General features: G+C 49.5%; 9 protein-coding genes. 5 read left to right on the forward strand and 4 right to left on the reverse strand.

The annotated features are described in order from the left end of the window. Window positions 1–50 precede the first annotated feature (50 nt). Window positions 51–1,598, reverse strand: a complete 1,548-nt coding sequence (locus CBE68_RS06140) for a sodium:solute symporter family transporter (protein WP_087505195.1) — start codon at window positions 1,596–1,598, stop codon at window positions 51–53. A gap of 164 nt (window positions 1,599–1,762) precedes the next feature. Further along, window positions 1,763–2,272: an outer membrane lipoprotein gene (locus CBE68_RS06145; RefSeq protein ID WP_087505196.1), complete on the reverse strand. Its 510-nt coding sequence runs from the start codon at window positions 2,270–2,272 to the stop codon at window positions 1,763–1,765. 230 nt (window positions 2,273–2,502) lie between these two features. Here CBE68_RS06145 and CBE68_RS06150 point away from each other — a divergent pair, with 230 nt between their 5' ends. Next, complete coding sequence (locus tag CBE68_RS06150; protein ID WP_087505197.1) at window positions 2,503–3,342, forward strand: M48 family metallopeptidase; 840 nt, start codon at window positions 2,503–2,505, stop codon at window positions 3,340–3,342. Here CBE68_RS06150 and CBE68_RS06155 read toward each other — a convergent pair. Both CBE68_RS06155 and CBE68_RS06160 read right to left on the reverse strand, forming a co-directional pair. After that, the gene (locus CBE68_RS06155; protein WP_087505198.1) at window positions 3,339–4,661 is read right to left on the reverse strand and encodes a Na+/H+ antiporter NhaC family protein; all 1,323 of its coding nucleotides are present in this window, start codon (window positions 4,659–4,661) and stop codon (window positions 3,339–3,341) included. The genes CBE68_RS06150 and CBE68_RS06155 overlap by 4 nt on opposite strands. Before the next feature lie 463 nt (window positions 4,662–5,124). Further along, window positions 5,125–8,406 carry an amidohydrolase family protein gene (locus tag CBE68_RS06160; protein WP_158100510.1) on the reverse strand — a complete coding sequence of 1,094 codons (3,282 nt, stop codon included), beginning with the start codon at window positions 8,404–8,406 and terminating at the stop codon, window positions 5,125–5,127. A 437-nt stretch (window positions 8,407–8,843) separates the two neighbouring features. On the opposite strand from CBE68_RS06160, the gene gyrA reads away from it, so the two are divergent. The 4 genes from gyrA (at window position 8,844) to aroA (ending at window position 15,197) form a co-directional block, all read left to right on the forward strand. Next, the gene (gene gyrA / locus CBE68_RS06165; protein ID WP_087505200.1) at window positions 8,844–11,543 is read left to right on the forward strand and encodes a DNA topoisomerase (ATP-hydrolyzing) subunit A; all 2,700 of its coding nucleotides are present in this window, start codon (window positions 8,844–8,846) and stop codon (window positions 11,541–11,543) included. 4 nt (window positions 11,544–11,547) lie between these two features. Continuing rightward, window positions 11,548–12,639 (forward strand): 3-phosphoserine/phosphohydroxythreonine transaminase, encoded by a 1,092-nt coding sequence (serC, locus tag CBE68_RS06170; protein WP_087505201.1) that lies wholly within the window; start codon window positions 11,548–11,550, stop codon window positions 12,637–12,639. Window positions 12,640–12,723: 84 nt separating this feature from the next. Next, window positions 12,724–13,830 (forward strand): histidinol-phosphate transaminase, encoded by a 1,107-nt coding sequence (gene hisC, locus CBE68_RS06175; RefSeq protein ID WP_087505202.1) that lies wholly within the window; start codon window positions 12,724–12,726, stop codon window positions 13,828–13,830. 83 nt (window positions 13,831–13,913) lie between these two features. Next, window positions 13,914–15,197: a 3-phosphoshikimate 1-carboxyvinyltransferase gene (gene aroA, locus CBE68_RS06180; protein ID WP_087505203.1), complete on the forward strand. Its 1,284-nt coding sequence runs from the start codon at window positions 13,914–13,916 to the stop codon at window positions 15,195–15,197. The last annotated feature ends 122 nt before the right edge of the window (window positions 15,198–15,319 follow it).

Here is a 15,319-nt window from a genome sequence, read left to right on the forward strand (position 1 = left end):
AAAATTGCGTTACATCATATTCAACTGAGGCCATCGTCAACTGAGCGGAATTACATTTGGAACCAAATAGTTGTCAAGAATATCAATACCGTCATTGATACCAGTGATTGCCACTTCCAGGTTGACAATGACATCGAAATCGGTTGCCAAGTTATCGCTCGATGAGATGCTTTGGCACTGATCAATGCGATCAAGCTGCTACTGGCTAACCCTGTTAGGTTCCACCACAACCACGAGACGCTTGGCAACCAAAGCCAGACAATGATGTTTGCGGCGAGTCCGACAATAAAGCCGATGAGCGTGGCAGTCGCGCCGACCGATGGGGCAAAGATAGCAATGGCGAATATGGCCAGGAATGGCCCATTGGCCAACGAGCCAACTTTGTTAATGGCTTCTAGCACGGTAGGAGCTATGTGCTCCACCTGATAGGACAGTAACACTGCGAATGCCCCCCAGCCAAAGGTGGCAACTTTTGAGGCCAAAAACAGCTGACGCTCTGATAGCTTGGTGTAGCGACTGACGTAGTCTTCTACGGTACTGGCCGACAAGCTATTCAAAGCTGAGTCGATTGATGACATTGCCGCCGCGAATAAACCCACCATAGCTAGCCCTGCTAGGCCGGGAGCAAACTCTAAACTGACAAAAGCCGGAAAGACTAAGTTTAAATTAGGGCTGCCATCGCTCGTTGTTGGCAGGGTGGCGACAAATGCAGGATGCTCAATGGCGTAAGCCGCAAGGCCGAGGCCAACTACGCAGTAACAGAGTACTAGTGGAAAGCGTAGCAAGCCGTTGAGCATCAGCACGGTTTGAGTAGTGGCCGGATTTTGCGCCGACAACAGTCGCTGAGCCTGACTTTGATCGCAGCCGTAGTAAGCAACATACAAGAACAACCCGCCAAAAAACATCGGCCAAAAACCATACTGATTACCGGACATCAATCCCCAGTCGTTTGCCAGTGCTTGGGTTCTATCGCTAAGGCCGTGGTAGTGGCTCATCAAAGGTTCAGACAACCAAAACAGCGACAAGACGACGGCACCAAACAGCAATACCATTTGTACCACGTCGCTGAGCACCACTGCCTTCATACCTCCCATTAGGTCATAGGCAATGGTGATTCCCATCAGCAACACCACTGCTGTGGTGTAAGAAATGCCGGTCAGTAGGGCAATGACTGATGCCACACCGTAGACGGTGACGCCAGTCGCAACGCCACGAAAAAACAGAAAGCAGCCACTGGCAACCAGGCGACAACGGACATCCAGCCGCTGCTCCAGAAATTCGTAAATAGAAATGACATTGGCTTGCCTGATAGGCATAAAAACAAAGCAAAGCACTAGCATGGCTAGGGGGACTGCCAGCTCATATTGCAGCCACAACATGCCCCCGCCAGCAACAAAGCCGACAAAGGCTGGCGCTCCCAACAGACTATTGGTGGAGCATTGGGTGGCAACGATGGATGTCGCTAGCGTCCAACTTGGCAGCGATTTTCCTGCCAAGTAATAGTCGGCGCGAGAACCTTGCTTGCGTCCCAAATACCAAGCGCCTAAAAGCATTAGTGCCAAATAGATGGCAATTACCCACCAATCCAAGACGTCCATGTGTGCTGCCTTTCAGTTTGTAACCTAAGGTCATCATAGAGCTTTTATGATCGGCAAAGCTAGTTTGGTATTGTCAGTGTTGGGTTGATGAAGACTTGACGACCTACGGGCCAATAAAAAAAGCCGCTAAAAGCGGCTCTTTTCATTGGTCGCATGGCAATCATTTATTGCGTCTGCGTTGCCTCTTGTTGCTGAATTACTGAAGGATCTGGCAACAAGGTCACGCGGTAAGTGCTGCCTTGGCTCAGTAGTTTCACCGTGTCGCCAATATTAATCGGTGCTTCTTTTTCCGAATTTGCCTGTACCACGGAGATAACGTTGCCGTTTTCTAGCCGAATAGTGTATTCAGTGCCTTGTTGCTGAGTGAGCTTTTCTTCAGCTGCGGCGCCTGCTGCGGCACCAACAATTGCGCCAACCACAGTGGCAATGTCTTTACCTTTACCGCCACCAACTGCAGAACCGGCAACACCACCTAGCGCACCACCGGCGGCAGAGCCGGCAACGGTTTTAGTTCCTTCAATGTTCACCAGTTGCATGTCTAATACGGTACCAATTTCCACCCGTTGAACTTTGCGCGCTTCGGAGCGAGAGTAGTCGCGACCGGTTTGGCTAGAGGGTACACAGGCAGTTAAAGTGAACGCAGTGGCGAACAACACAATAATTAAACGCTTCATATCGAACCTACTTAGTCATATTTGTAATAGAGCATAAACATCCATGAGATACGCCCTCAATGGCCCTATAACTGCGTACTTTAGATGCTCCCTGACACTAAATAAACCGCAAAATTGTATAAATTTGTAGCCTACAGTGGCTAGATTAACTTGCCCTGAACCGTTGCTTGAAGGTAGCTCCAAGGGGTGTAAACTTCGGATATATCAACTGAAAAAGCAAAGAGATTCGCATGACAAGGAATTCGATTACCCTGTTGCTGTCTGCTTCGCTGTTGCTTGGTGCTTGTACATCAACGCCAACAGGCCGCTCGCAGTTAGCTTTTCAAGATTCTGGCAAAATGGCTGCTATGGGAGCCCAGTCCTTTGAGCAGTTAAAACAAAAAGAGAAGGTAAGTCAGTCCAAGGCACTGAATGAATACGCCCAGTGCGTGTCACAGGCCATCGTCAATGAGGTGCCGCCGTCATTTGGCTATGATCCAAGCTCTTGGGAAGTGGTGGTGTTTGAAAGTGATCAGGTCAATGCGTTTGCTTTGCCTGGCGCCAAGATCGGAGTTTATACCGGCCTAATGCGTGTCGCTGACAATCAAGATCAGCTTGCTGCCGTGATCGGCCACGAAGTCGCACACGTTTTGGCCAAGCACTCGAACGAGCGGATGAGCACCCAAATACTGACTTCGGTGGGACTGCTGGCGGCGGGAGTGGCACTTAGCGATAGTGATAATAAAGGGATCTACATGGCCGTACTGGGCGCGGGCGCAGCTTATGGTGTGATACTTCCTTACAGCCGAGTGCATGAGTCTGAGGCTGATTACATGGGGCAAGAATTGATGGCCGAAGCAGGCTTCGACCCCGAGGCGGCTGTTGAGCTCTGGCACAACATGGCCAAAGCCTCAGGCGGCAAGCAACCGCCTGAATTAATGTCAACACACCCATCGCACCAAACTCGCATCAGTGACTTAACCCATGGGCTAGTTCAATTTGAACCCATCTATCAGCAAGCGCAAGCGAGCGGTAAACGGCCCGACTGTGTCAAACCGAAAATGCCGCCGCCAGCCAGCAAAGAGAGTTAGGCTTTGCGGCCAACAACGATGCTAATGACTGACGTAACTGCCAACAGCATGACGTAATAGCTGTTGGCGACTACCGTCATCGGCGCCAAACCAAAGCTTGAGCCCAGCAACAATGCTTGAGCTCCCCAAGGGATCAAGCCTTGACTGATACAGCTGAAAATATCCAGCAAGCTGGCGCTTCTTTTGGGGGCAATATGCTGCTGCTGAGATAGGTTTCTGGCGACATCTCCACAGACAATGATGGATACCGTGTTGTTGGCGGTACAGCAATTGGTGACTGCCACCATGCCGGCGAGCGCAGATTCGGTTGCCCGCTGGCCCTGCTGTTGTCGGCCAATTTTGTTGATCAGACGCTGACACAGGGCGGTAATGTAGGCTAAGCCGCCTTGATGCTTGATCAGCTGACTTAAACCGCCAATCAACATCGACAAGACAAAAATTTCCTGCATCTTGGTAAAGCCTTGATAGATGTCTTTGGTGAACTGCAGTACTGCGTAATCGGCTTGCATCAAACCGATGACACCTGCCAACACTATCCCTATGGTCAGCACCACGAAAACATTCAAACCGGCGACGGCTAACACCAAGATAGTAAGATAGGGTAGCACCAATAGCCAATCAACAGGGTTTACTGGGGCAGGGGAGGTATCAGGTTGGAGTAGGTAAAACAAAATCAGAGCAAGCAATGCTGCAGGAACGGCAATGTGCAAATTCTCGCGAAATTTATCGCGCATACTGCTGCCTTGAGTGCGAGCAGAAGCGATGGTGGTATCCGAGATTACCGATAAGTTATCACCAAACATGGCACCACTGAGCACTGTACCAGCCATTAGCGCTGGATTTATATCGGCACTTTCTGAAATACCAAGCGCCACTGGAGCAATCGCTGCGATGGTGCCCATTGACGTGCCCATGGCAGTGGCAACAAAGCCAGAGATGATAAAGATGCCGGGCAGAATGAATGGTTCAGGCAGTAACGACAAGCCAAGGTTAACCGTCGCTTCGACACCTCCAGTTGCTTGTGCCACCGACGAAAAAGCACCTGCTAACAGGTAGATCAGGCACATGGTGATAATGGTATTTTGGCCAGCGCCAGCCATAAAGGTATTGAGGCTGTTGTTAAGCGGTTGTTTACTTAACCAAAGCGCTAACATGATTGCTGGCAATATCGCCACAGGGGCAGGTAACTGGTAAAACGCGTAGGCTGTTTGTTGTTGTGTCAGGATGATGCCCGTGCCGACAAAGAGCAGTAAAAACACCGCAAATGGCAGCAGCGCCAAGCCATTGGGCTTCGGCGATTTTAGATCCGTTTCTGTCATTCAATTACCTAGCTTGGTGAAATGATTTTTGTTTCATGATTGATTGCGACATGTTGTCAGGATTGGCTCAAAAAGCATAGTTAAGTCAACAAAATTTATACTTCGAACTAAATCAGCTAGCTGATTTCACAGAAATAATTCAAAGCCTGAAAAAATTTTCTTTACAACTGAAAAAAGCGTCTACACTTGAACACAAGCCGTTGCAAAGACAACGGTTTAACCCAGCGAGTTCCCTAAAATTTATATAAATAAGGGACGCGATTGGCAAAGCGAAAAAGGCTAATCAATAATAATAATCTGAGCGCAACAGATAAAAGGCTATCCCCCTCTGAGCCGGCAAGCGATTGCTGGCTTTTCTTTCTCCAAAGAGAAGCAGAGAGGTTCAAAACCACAACAAAAAACGCCGGTCATCGACCGGCGTTTTTTGTTTGCTGTTGTTTCGTTAACTTACTCGAGCTTGCTACTAATGCTCGTGTGCCGGACATGTCGGCATGTATTCCACCATCCGAGTGATACCCCACGTATTGCCCGATGGAGCAATCGAGTTGCCTTCCAACTCAAAGTAAAGTGGTCCGCGAACCTTCTCGCGGTGCCCGACTTCATTCATGGTACTGGTGTCATAAAGGCGACCGTTAATCACCACCATGCTGACAGAGTCGGTATTGCGGATATCTTCAAGCGGGTTTTTGTCAAGGAGAACTAGGTCGGCTAGTTTGCCTTGCTCAATGGAGCCAAGTTCATGACTCAAGCCGAGGAAGTCGGCACCATTGACTGTGGCCGCGCGCAACATCTCCATTGGTGTAAAGCCACCTTGAGCCAACATCCACATCTCCCAATGGTAAGCCAAGCCTTGCAACTGGCCGTGAGAGCCGACGTTGACCTTCACCCCGCGGTCGCTGAGCGCCTTGGCTGACTTGGCCACTGTTTGATAAAAGTAGTCATGTTCTGGTGTTTTGGTTCGACGCATCGCCCGGGCGCGAAGCTCTGCTGCCGAGGTATATTTGGTGAGCAGCGGATGGAGCCAAACATCATCGTGCTGGTACCAATAGTATTCGCCACTGAGACCGCCATAGTTGACCACCAATGTTGGCGTGTAGCTCACGTCTTTAGCTGCAGTCCAGAGCGTCAATACATCTTCATACAAAGGCGCAATCGGCAAGTTGTGCTCAACGCTGGTAGAGCCATCAATAATTTGAGTGAGGTTGTTATAGAAGGTTGAGCCGCCTTCTGGATACACTGAAATTCCCAACTGACGAGCGGCTTCGAGGATTTGCTGACGCTGATCGCGGCGCGGCTGATTGTAGCTCTTGATCGAGAATGCCCCTTGCGCCTGCAGTCGCTTTAAGTGCAACTTGGCATCTTCAAGGCTATCAATTTCTACCTTGTAATCACCACCTGCGCCATAAATGATGCCGCCGGTAGAGAATATACGCGGCCCAACCATCAAACCTGCGCGAACTAACTCTGCTTGGCTGAATACCGTTTCAGTGTTGGCTGATGGGTCGTGCGTTGTGGTGACGCCAAATGCCAAGTTTGCATAGTAAGCAGGGTTGCTCTGCGGCAGCGGACTACTTGGGAAGTGGTTGACATGAGCATGGGCATCAACAAAGCCCGGCACCATTGTCTTACCGGCAACGTCAAATACCAATGCATCTTCTGGTATCTCAACGGCATCCACTGGACCGACCGCGACAATACGGTTACCGTCGGTGACAACGGTACCCTGAGGGATCACTTCATCTCCCTTCATGGTGATCACGCGAGCGTTGGTGTAGGCAATGACGCCATCAGGCTTATCTTGAGTCACGCTGATCTGAATTGGGTGCTGAGTTTCTGAGCCGTCTTCGAGCTGATAACTGTATACGGTATCGCCCAAACCCCAATGGAGGGCTTGTTTGGAAAAGTGCAGATAATTACCTGCCGCATTGTCCATTGCAGTGACTGCCAGTGAAGTAATTTCGTCATTGAGATCTTGGACGTTACCTGTTGCCACATAAGGCACCAGAAAAACTTTGAAGCCATCTTGAATCGCAATGTATTGACCGTCCAAGCTCAACGCCACATATGTTGTGGAACCTAACTTGAATACGTCTTTTTTATCGCCGCCAGTGACGGCATAACTGACCATCATTTTATCGGCGTTGTAGCCATCAATCGCCCAAATTCGTTCACCGTCTGGTGAAAACATTGGCATCCGGCCTTGGCGAGCGACAAAGTGCGCGGTCTTATCGAATAGCTTTTGCCAGTAGATTCCCGGTTCGGTGCCGTGGGCAAAACCGCGCAGGTTGTTACCGCCGGTTTTTTGATAAACCACTTTGTCACTGTCCGGTGAGAATTTTGGGTTTAAGTAGTGACCAGGCTTAGCTGTAATGCGAGTTGGCGAGGAGACGCCGCGGCGACCCTTCCAGCTTGCGACATACACGTGCCCATATTCACCATCTTCCCAATTGGTAAACACAATGCGACGGCCGTCAGGACTAAACGACGGGCTGTATTGAAAGCCACTCATACTAAATAGTCGTTTGGGCTTGCCGCCAGATATTGGTTGTGAATAAAGCGCGCCGAGGGCATGAAAGATGCGATATTTGCCATCAGGGGAGGTGGCAATATCACGGATCATCTTGACATCAAATTGTTTGCTATCGATTTCTGGTTGGGCTTTCACTGCTCGGGTCAGCGTCATATCGACGTCAGCTTCAAACGGAATCTCAGCGACTCGGCCACTATCAATGTCGATTTGATGAATCTTGCCTTGAGCCCAAAAAACCAAGCTCTCGCTATCTGGGGTCCAAGCAAAATTTGGTGATACGCCAAAAATTGCCCAAGCTTCTTGTTGGTCATGATCGAGTTCGGAATACAGTGCGGTTTGACTACCTGTATCTCGATCGTAGAGATAGAGAACTGACTGGTGATCAACGCGCTTCACGAATGCCAGATACTTGCCATCAGGCGATACCGTAGGTCGCACTGCACCGCCGGGACCGGACAGTAAGGTGATTGTTTCGCCAGTCTTTAAGTCGCGCCGTTTAATACTGTAGATACCCTTGTGAGGGTCTTTATTGTATTGAAAGTAGGGACCTTGAGTGGTGTCCTGACTGTAGAACAGATAACGACCATCGGGAGACACCGAAGGCTCATTGACGTCTTGTTGCTCGTTTGGTTTTTCGGTTAAACGCAACCCTTTACCGCCATCGAGGTGGAACAACCACATTTCGCCTGATCCCATCGATCGAGTGCCGGTGAAATGCTTGCGAGCGATAATCGCTTTACCATCTGGAGTCCAAGTCGGATTCATCAACAAACGAAAGTCTTCGTCAGTAATGGCCTTCTCTTCGCCACTGGCTATGTCCATCAGCCAAATGTTGTTGCCGCCTTGCCGGTCACTGATATATGCCAATGATTTGCCATCAGGGGAAAACTTGGGTTGGATTTCTTGCGCAGTCGAGGTGGTCAGACGCATTGCTTTACCACCATCAATCGGCAACAAATAGAGGTCGCCCAACAAATCAAACGCGATTTGCTCACCATCGGGGCTGACGTCCAAGTTCAACCAAGTCCCTTCATCAGTAGTGAATTGCAGTTGATGGGTTGAACCACTGAACTCACTTTGTTGTGGGGAAGCGTCGGCTGACGCGTCTTGAACATCGCTATCCGTAGTGTTGGCTAGGCCCACTTGAGCCCAGAGTATGCTGCACAAGCTGGTGCATACGGCGGTACGCAATGCGGCTGATCGCAGTGACTTCATATGACGGTGATCCTTGACAGGTAGTATGCTTGAGCCCTCTAAACGGAGCTCTAAATGAGAATCGCTATAAGCGCCAGAGCATATCATGAGGACCGAGCAAAACGTACCATTTCACGGCTTTTCGCCACCTATTGGCTGATATTTACTGTAAGACTGTGACAAGTAGCATTTTTGTTAATTGCAATGACCACACTATCTAATGGGTAATTGGTCATGAAAACAACTAGTTAAACTTCAATCTGGGTTACTGATTATGTGACCTGAAACGCGCTTTTGTGGTTTCGAGAATCAGCTCAAGACGAGGCCAAAACCTTGTGATATGCTGTGCCACTTATTTTAATCCTATCGTAATGCGGTTGGATTATGGGCTACTGCCCAAAATGCGATCAATTGAGCTACTAGTTTAGCTTGCTATTAGTTAATGGAATTTTGCTTCTATGAGTGATCTGGCTAAAGAGATCAGCCCCGTCAATATTGAAGACGAACTGAAAAGTTCTTACCTCGATTACGCCATGAGCGTGATTGTCGGTCGTGCCCTCCCTGATGTGAGAGATGGCCTCAAGCCTGTACACCGTCGAGTGCTGTTCGCGATGAACGAACTAAGCAACGACTGGAACAAACCTTTTAAGAAATCAGCCCGTGTGGTTGGTGATGTGATTGGTAAATATCACCCTCATGGTGACTCTGCGGTATATGACACCATTGTTCGTATGGCGCAACCTTTCTCGCTACGTTACATGTTGGTTGATGGCCAGGGTAACTTCGGCTCGGTCGATGGCGACTCAGCGGCGGCAATGCGTTACACCGAGGTACGGATGGCGCGCATTTCTCACGAGCTGTTGGCCGACCTAGAGAAAGAAACGGTTAATTACGTGCCAAACTATGACGGCACTGAGCAAATCCCAGAAGTGCTGCCAACCAAAGTACCAAATTTGCTGGTTAATGGTTCGAGCGGCATTGCCGTTGGTATGGCGACCAATATTCCGCCACATAACCTGACTGAAGTGATTGACGGCTGTCTGGCGTACATCAAAGATGAAGCCATCACCATTGATGAACTGATGCAGTACATCCCAGGCCCCGATTTCCCCACTGCGGGTATCATCAGTGGCCGCAAAGGCATCATTGATGCCTACCGCACCGGCCGCGGCAAGATTTATGTTCGCGCCAAAGCCGACATCGAAGCCGATAGCTCCGGTAAAGAAACGATTATCGTTACCGAGTTGCCTTATCAGGTCAACAAAGCGCGCCTGATTGAAAAAATGGCCGAGCTGGTCAAAGACAAGAAAATTGAAGGCATCACTGGCCTACGCGATGAGTCTGACAAAGACGGCATGCGGATGGTCATTGAATTGCGTCGTGGTGAAGTGGGTGAGGTTGTACTCAACAACTTATACGCCCAAACCCAAATGCAGACCGTGTTTGGTATCAACATGGTGGCGCTGGACAAGAACCAGCCGCGTTTGTTTAACCTCAAAGATGTCATCGAAGCATTCGTTCAGCACCGCCGTGAAGTGGTGACTCGTCGCACCGTATTCGAATTGCGCAAAGCCCGCGAACGTGCCCATATCCTTGAAGGTCTGGCGATTGCGCTGGCTAACATCGATCCTGTCATTGAACTCATCCGTCACTCGAAGACTCCAGCTGAAGCGAAAGCGCAACTGGTCGCACGTGGTTGGGACCTGGGTAACGTTGCCGCCATGCTGCAAAGTGCCGGTCAGGATGCCGCGCGCCCAGAATGGCTCGAGCCTGAATTTGGTATTCGCGATGACAATCAGTACTACCTGACCGAAGAGCAGGCGCAAGCGATTCTCGACTTGCGCTTGAACAAGCTGACTGGTCTTGAGCATGAGAAGATCCTCGATGAATACAAAGAGCTTCTCGAGCTGATTGCCGAATTACTGCACATCTTGGGCAGCCCTGCGCGTTTGATGGAAGTAATTGAAGAAGAATTGCACGCCATTAAAGAACAGTATGGTGATGAGCGCCGTACTGAAATTACTGCTGCTAGCCATGACATCGCCATTGAAGATCTGATTGCTGAAGAAGATGTGGTCGTAACCCTGTCCCATGAGGGCTACGTCAAGTATCAGCCGTTGGCTGATTACGAAGCGCAGCGCCGCGGCGGCAAAGGTAAAGCCGCAACTAAAATGAAAGATGAAGACTTCATTGAGCGTTTGTTAGTGGCATCGACCCATGATCAAATTTTGTGTTTCTCATCGATTGGCAAGGTGTATTGGCTGAAGGTATTCCAACTGCCGCTGGCCAGTCGGACCGCGCGTGGTAAGCCAATCGTCAACATTCTGCCGTTGGACGAAGATGAGCGGATTACCGCGATCTTGCCGGTGAAAGAATTTGCTGACGATAAATTTGTGTTGTTTGCTACCGCCTCAGGCACCGTTAAGAAAACACCACTGAGTGCTTACTCTCGTCCGTTAAGCTCAGGTATTCGTGCGATCAACTTGGTCGAAGGTGATCACCTCATTGGTGTGGCGCTAACGACAGGCGCTGATGACATCATGTTGTTCTCTGACGCGGGTAAAGTGGTGCGCTTCAATGAACAAGCTCGCGACAGTGAAACTGGCGAAGTGAAAATTGACCCTGAAACCGGTGAGCCGATGATGGCGCTGCGCCCAATGGGCCGCACAGCAACGGGTGTTCGAGGAATTAAACTTCAGCCAGATCAACGCGTTGTTTCATTGATTGTGCCACACAGTGATGGTCCGATCTTGACCGTGACCGAAAATGGCTATGGTAAGCGTACCGAACTTGCCGAATACGGCGCCAAGAGCCGTGCGACCCAAGGTGTGGTTTCAATCAAAGTCAGTGAGCGCAACGGTAAAGTCGTTGGTGCAGTGCAGGTTGATGAAAACGACGAGATCATGATGATCACAAATGCCGGCACGCTCGTCCGTACCCGAGTTCATGAAGTCTCGTTGGTTGGCCGTAATACTCAAGGTGTGACCTTGATTAAGACCACCAAAGATGAACTGGTCGTTGGTCTGCAACGTATCGAGGAAGTCGACGAAGAAGACGATCTCGCAAGCGTCGACGGTGAAGCCACCGAAGCGGTTGCTGCCGAAGGCAGTGCTGCGGCCGAAAACGAGACGCCTGAAGAAGGCGACGCAACGGAATAAATGGATGTCGAAGGTTTATAACTTCTGTGCGGGGCCGGCCATGTTGCCGGCCCCTGTTTTAGCTAAAGCACAACAAGAACTGTTGGACTGGCAGGGGCTTGGTACTTCGGTGATGGAAGTGTCCCATCGGGGCAAGCATTTCATCGAGTTAGCAGATAAGTCAGAGCAAGATTTGCGCAAGCTGCTCAATATTCCCAGTAATTACAAAGTGCTATTCATGCACGGTGGCGGTCGAGGTCAGTTTGCTGCGGTGCCATTGAATATCACCAAAGCTGGCGATAGAGCATCATTTGTTGATACCGGCGTGTGGTCGAAAAAAGCGGTTGAAGAAGCTCAGCGCTTTATCGACACCGAGGTTGTGGCATCAAGTTACCAAGATGATAACGGCCTTTGGCATGTGCCACAACAACAAGTGGTCGAGATTGCTGAAGACAGCAAGTATCTGCATTTTTGCCCGAATGAGACAATTGAAGGCCTAGAATTCAATTTTTGTCCGCAAGCAAGCACTGGCGTCCCTGTCATTGCTGATATGTCATCGACCATTTTGTCTCGCCCGATTAACGTTGCTGACTACGGCATTATTTATGCTGGAGCACAAAAGAACATCGGCCCATCGGGCCTAGCAGTGGCGATTGTTCGCGACGACTTGGTTGGTTATGCCCGCAAGGAAACGCCGGCAATTTTGAACTACCAGCTCACTGACGAATTTGATTCGATGTATAACACGCCACCAACTTATTCATGGTATTTAGCCGGCTTAGTGTTCGAGTGGTTGCTTGAGCAAGGTGGCGTTGAGGCAATGGCGAAACGTAATCAAGCCAAGGCCAACATTCTTTACGATTACATCGATCAGAGCGATTTTTATCGTTCACAAGTTGCTATCGACAGCAGAAGCTGGATGAACGTGCCATTCCAATTGGCTAATGATGACTTGAATGCTGCTTTCTTGACGCAATCGGAGCAAGCCGGTTTACGCGCGTTGAAAGGGCACCGTATTGTCGGCGGAATGCGCGCAAGCATATACAACGCCATGCCAGAGCAAGGCGTGCTTGCTTTGGTTGATTTCATGAAAGAGTTCGAACGCACTCAGGCCTAGGTAAGTCACATTAGGTAGGTCACATTAGTTAGGTGACGTTAGTTCGACCATATTAGTGAAGCCGTATTGCATTTAGGAGTAGTGATGAGCTGTGATTTTCTTGCTTTAGCCAATTCCGGAGTTCAGAGTTTGCAGCCCTATCAGGCTGGTAAACCAACTTCTGAACTTGAACGAGAACTTGGCATTCGCAACATTGTAAAGTTGGCGAGTAATGAAAACCCTTTGGGTATTAGCAATCGCGTCAAGCAGTTGCTGTGTGATGAGCTGGATGAGTTGTCGCGCTATCCGGATTCCAATGGTTTTTATCTCAAGACTGCGCTGGCACAAAAACTGACTGCCAAGGCCGAGCAAATTACTTTGGGTAATGGCTCCAATGACGTATTGGAGCTCATAGCAAGAGCCTTTGTTTCTGAACAGCATGAAGTGATTTTTTCGGAGCATGCGTTTGTTGTTTATCCATTGGTGACCAAAGCCATTGGCGCTACCGCAGTGCAAGTGCCGGCGAAAGACTATGGTCATGATTTGGATGCCATGGCAGCAGCAATTACTGAACGCACCCGCCTTATTTTCATTGCTAATCCCAATAACCCGACAGGAACATTTCTAACGAGCTCGGAGTTAAAACACTTCCTCGACAAAGTGCCAGAGCATGTTTTGGTGGTACTTGATGAAGCATATTATGAGTACGTTGATAAGGCTGAGCGTGCACCATCGATTGCTTGGCTCAATCACTACCCTAATTTGATCGTATCTCGCACTTTCTCAAAAGCTTACGGTTTAGCTGGTCTGCGGGTTGGCTATGCGGTGTCAAACGCGGACATTGCCGATGTGCTTAATCGCGTCCGTCAACCATTTAACTGTAACTCGCTGGCTCTAGCGGCTGCCGAGCTGGTGTTAGATGACGCTGATTACTTAACCGCTTCGGTTGAAATCAACCGTGTTGGTATGATTCAGCTGACTGAGCGATTTGATGAACTGGGCTTGGACTATATTCCATCGAAAGCAAACTTCGTGACAGTTGATGTTGGTCGTAATGGCGCCGAGGTTTATCAAGCCTTGTTACAAGAAGGTGTGATTGTTCGCCCTATTGGCGGCTATGGCCTGCCGAATCATTTGCGGGTGAGTGTCGGGTTGGAAAACGAAAACCAACGCTTCCTCGAAGCCCTTTGCAAAGTGCTTGCATTAAAGTAAGCTCTCTCACCACTTTTATTCATGGGCTGACTCGTTGTCGGCCCATTTTCTGATAGCTAATACTAAAGGAGCGTTTTGACTCCATGGATTCTCTGACCCTCAATCCAATTGCTCGCGTCAATGGCACCGTTAACTTGCCAGGCTCTAAGAGCGTATCTAACCGTGCTTTATTGCTGGCTGCGCTGGCCAGTGGTGAAACTCACCTGACTAATCTGCTCGATAGCGATGACATCCGCCACATGCTCAACGCGTTGAAAGCGCTGGGTGTTGACTATCGACTTTCTGATTGCAAAACCGAATGCTGGGTGCAAGGCAATGGTGGTCCGTTTGCGGTAACTGAGCCGTTGGATTTGTTTCTTGGTAATGCCGGTACCGCAATGCGTCCGCTTTGTGCCGCGTTGACGCTCGGCTCTGGTGAAGTTGTGCTTGGTGGTGAGCCGCGGATGGAAGAGCGACCAATTTTGCATTTGGTTGATGCCTTGCAAGCGCTCGGTACTGACGTTACGTATCTGAAGAATGAAGGTTATCCACCAGTCAAAATCGTTGGCACAGGTTTGAATGGTGGCACTGTTAAGATTGATGGCTCGATTTCTAGTCAGTTCTTAACTGCGCTACTGATGTCTGCGCCGTTAGCGAAAGAAGATTTGGCGATTGAAATTATCGGTGAGTTGGTCTCCAAGCCTTACATCGATATCACCTTGCACTTGATGGCGCAATTTGGTGTTGAAGTCAGCCATGATGATTATCAGGTTTTCCATGTCAAAGCAGGGCAAAGCTACCAATCACCTGGTGATTTGTTGGTCGAAGGTGATGCATCATCTGCATCTTATTTCCTTGCTGCCGCCGCCATCAAAGGTGGCGAAATCAAAGTTACCGGCATTGGCAAGAACAGTATTCAGGGCGACATTCAGTTTGCTGACGCTATTGCGGCTATGGGGGGCGAGGTTGAATGGGGTGACGATTACATCATTGCTCGTCGCGGCGAGTTAAAAGCCGTTGATATGGATTTCAACCATATTCCAGATGCAGCGATGACCATTGCCACAGCGGCGCTATTTGCCGAGGGCACCACGGTGATTCGCAATGTCTACAACTGGCGGGTAAAAGAAACCGACCGTTTGGCTGCCATGGCGACCGAGCTACGTAAGGTTGGCGCCGAAGTAGAAGAAGGCGAAGACTATATTAAGGTTGTACCGCCAGCACAGTTGCAACATGCGGCGATCGATACCTACAACGATCACCGCATGGCCATGTGCTTCTCACTGGTTGCTTTGTCGGATACGCCGGTCACTATCAACGACCCGGGTTGTACTTCAAAGACTTTTCCTGATTATTTTGATCGTTTGGCGCAACTGGCCAGCGAATAAACAAATCACCGAAAAAGTGCATCTTGTGTAAATAAGGCGGTCCAAGGGCCGCCTTTTTGATCCCATAATTTCATCATTCTGACATTGTATAGGGATGATGACCCTCTATAATGTGCCGCCAT

The sequence above is a fragment of the Neiella marina genome (assembly GCF_002165625.1).
Taxonomy (GTDB): Bacteria; Pseudomonadota; Gammaproteobacteria; order Enterobacterales; family Neiellaceae; genus Neiella; species Neiella marina.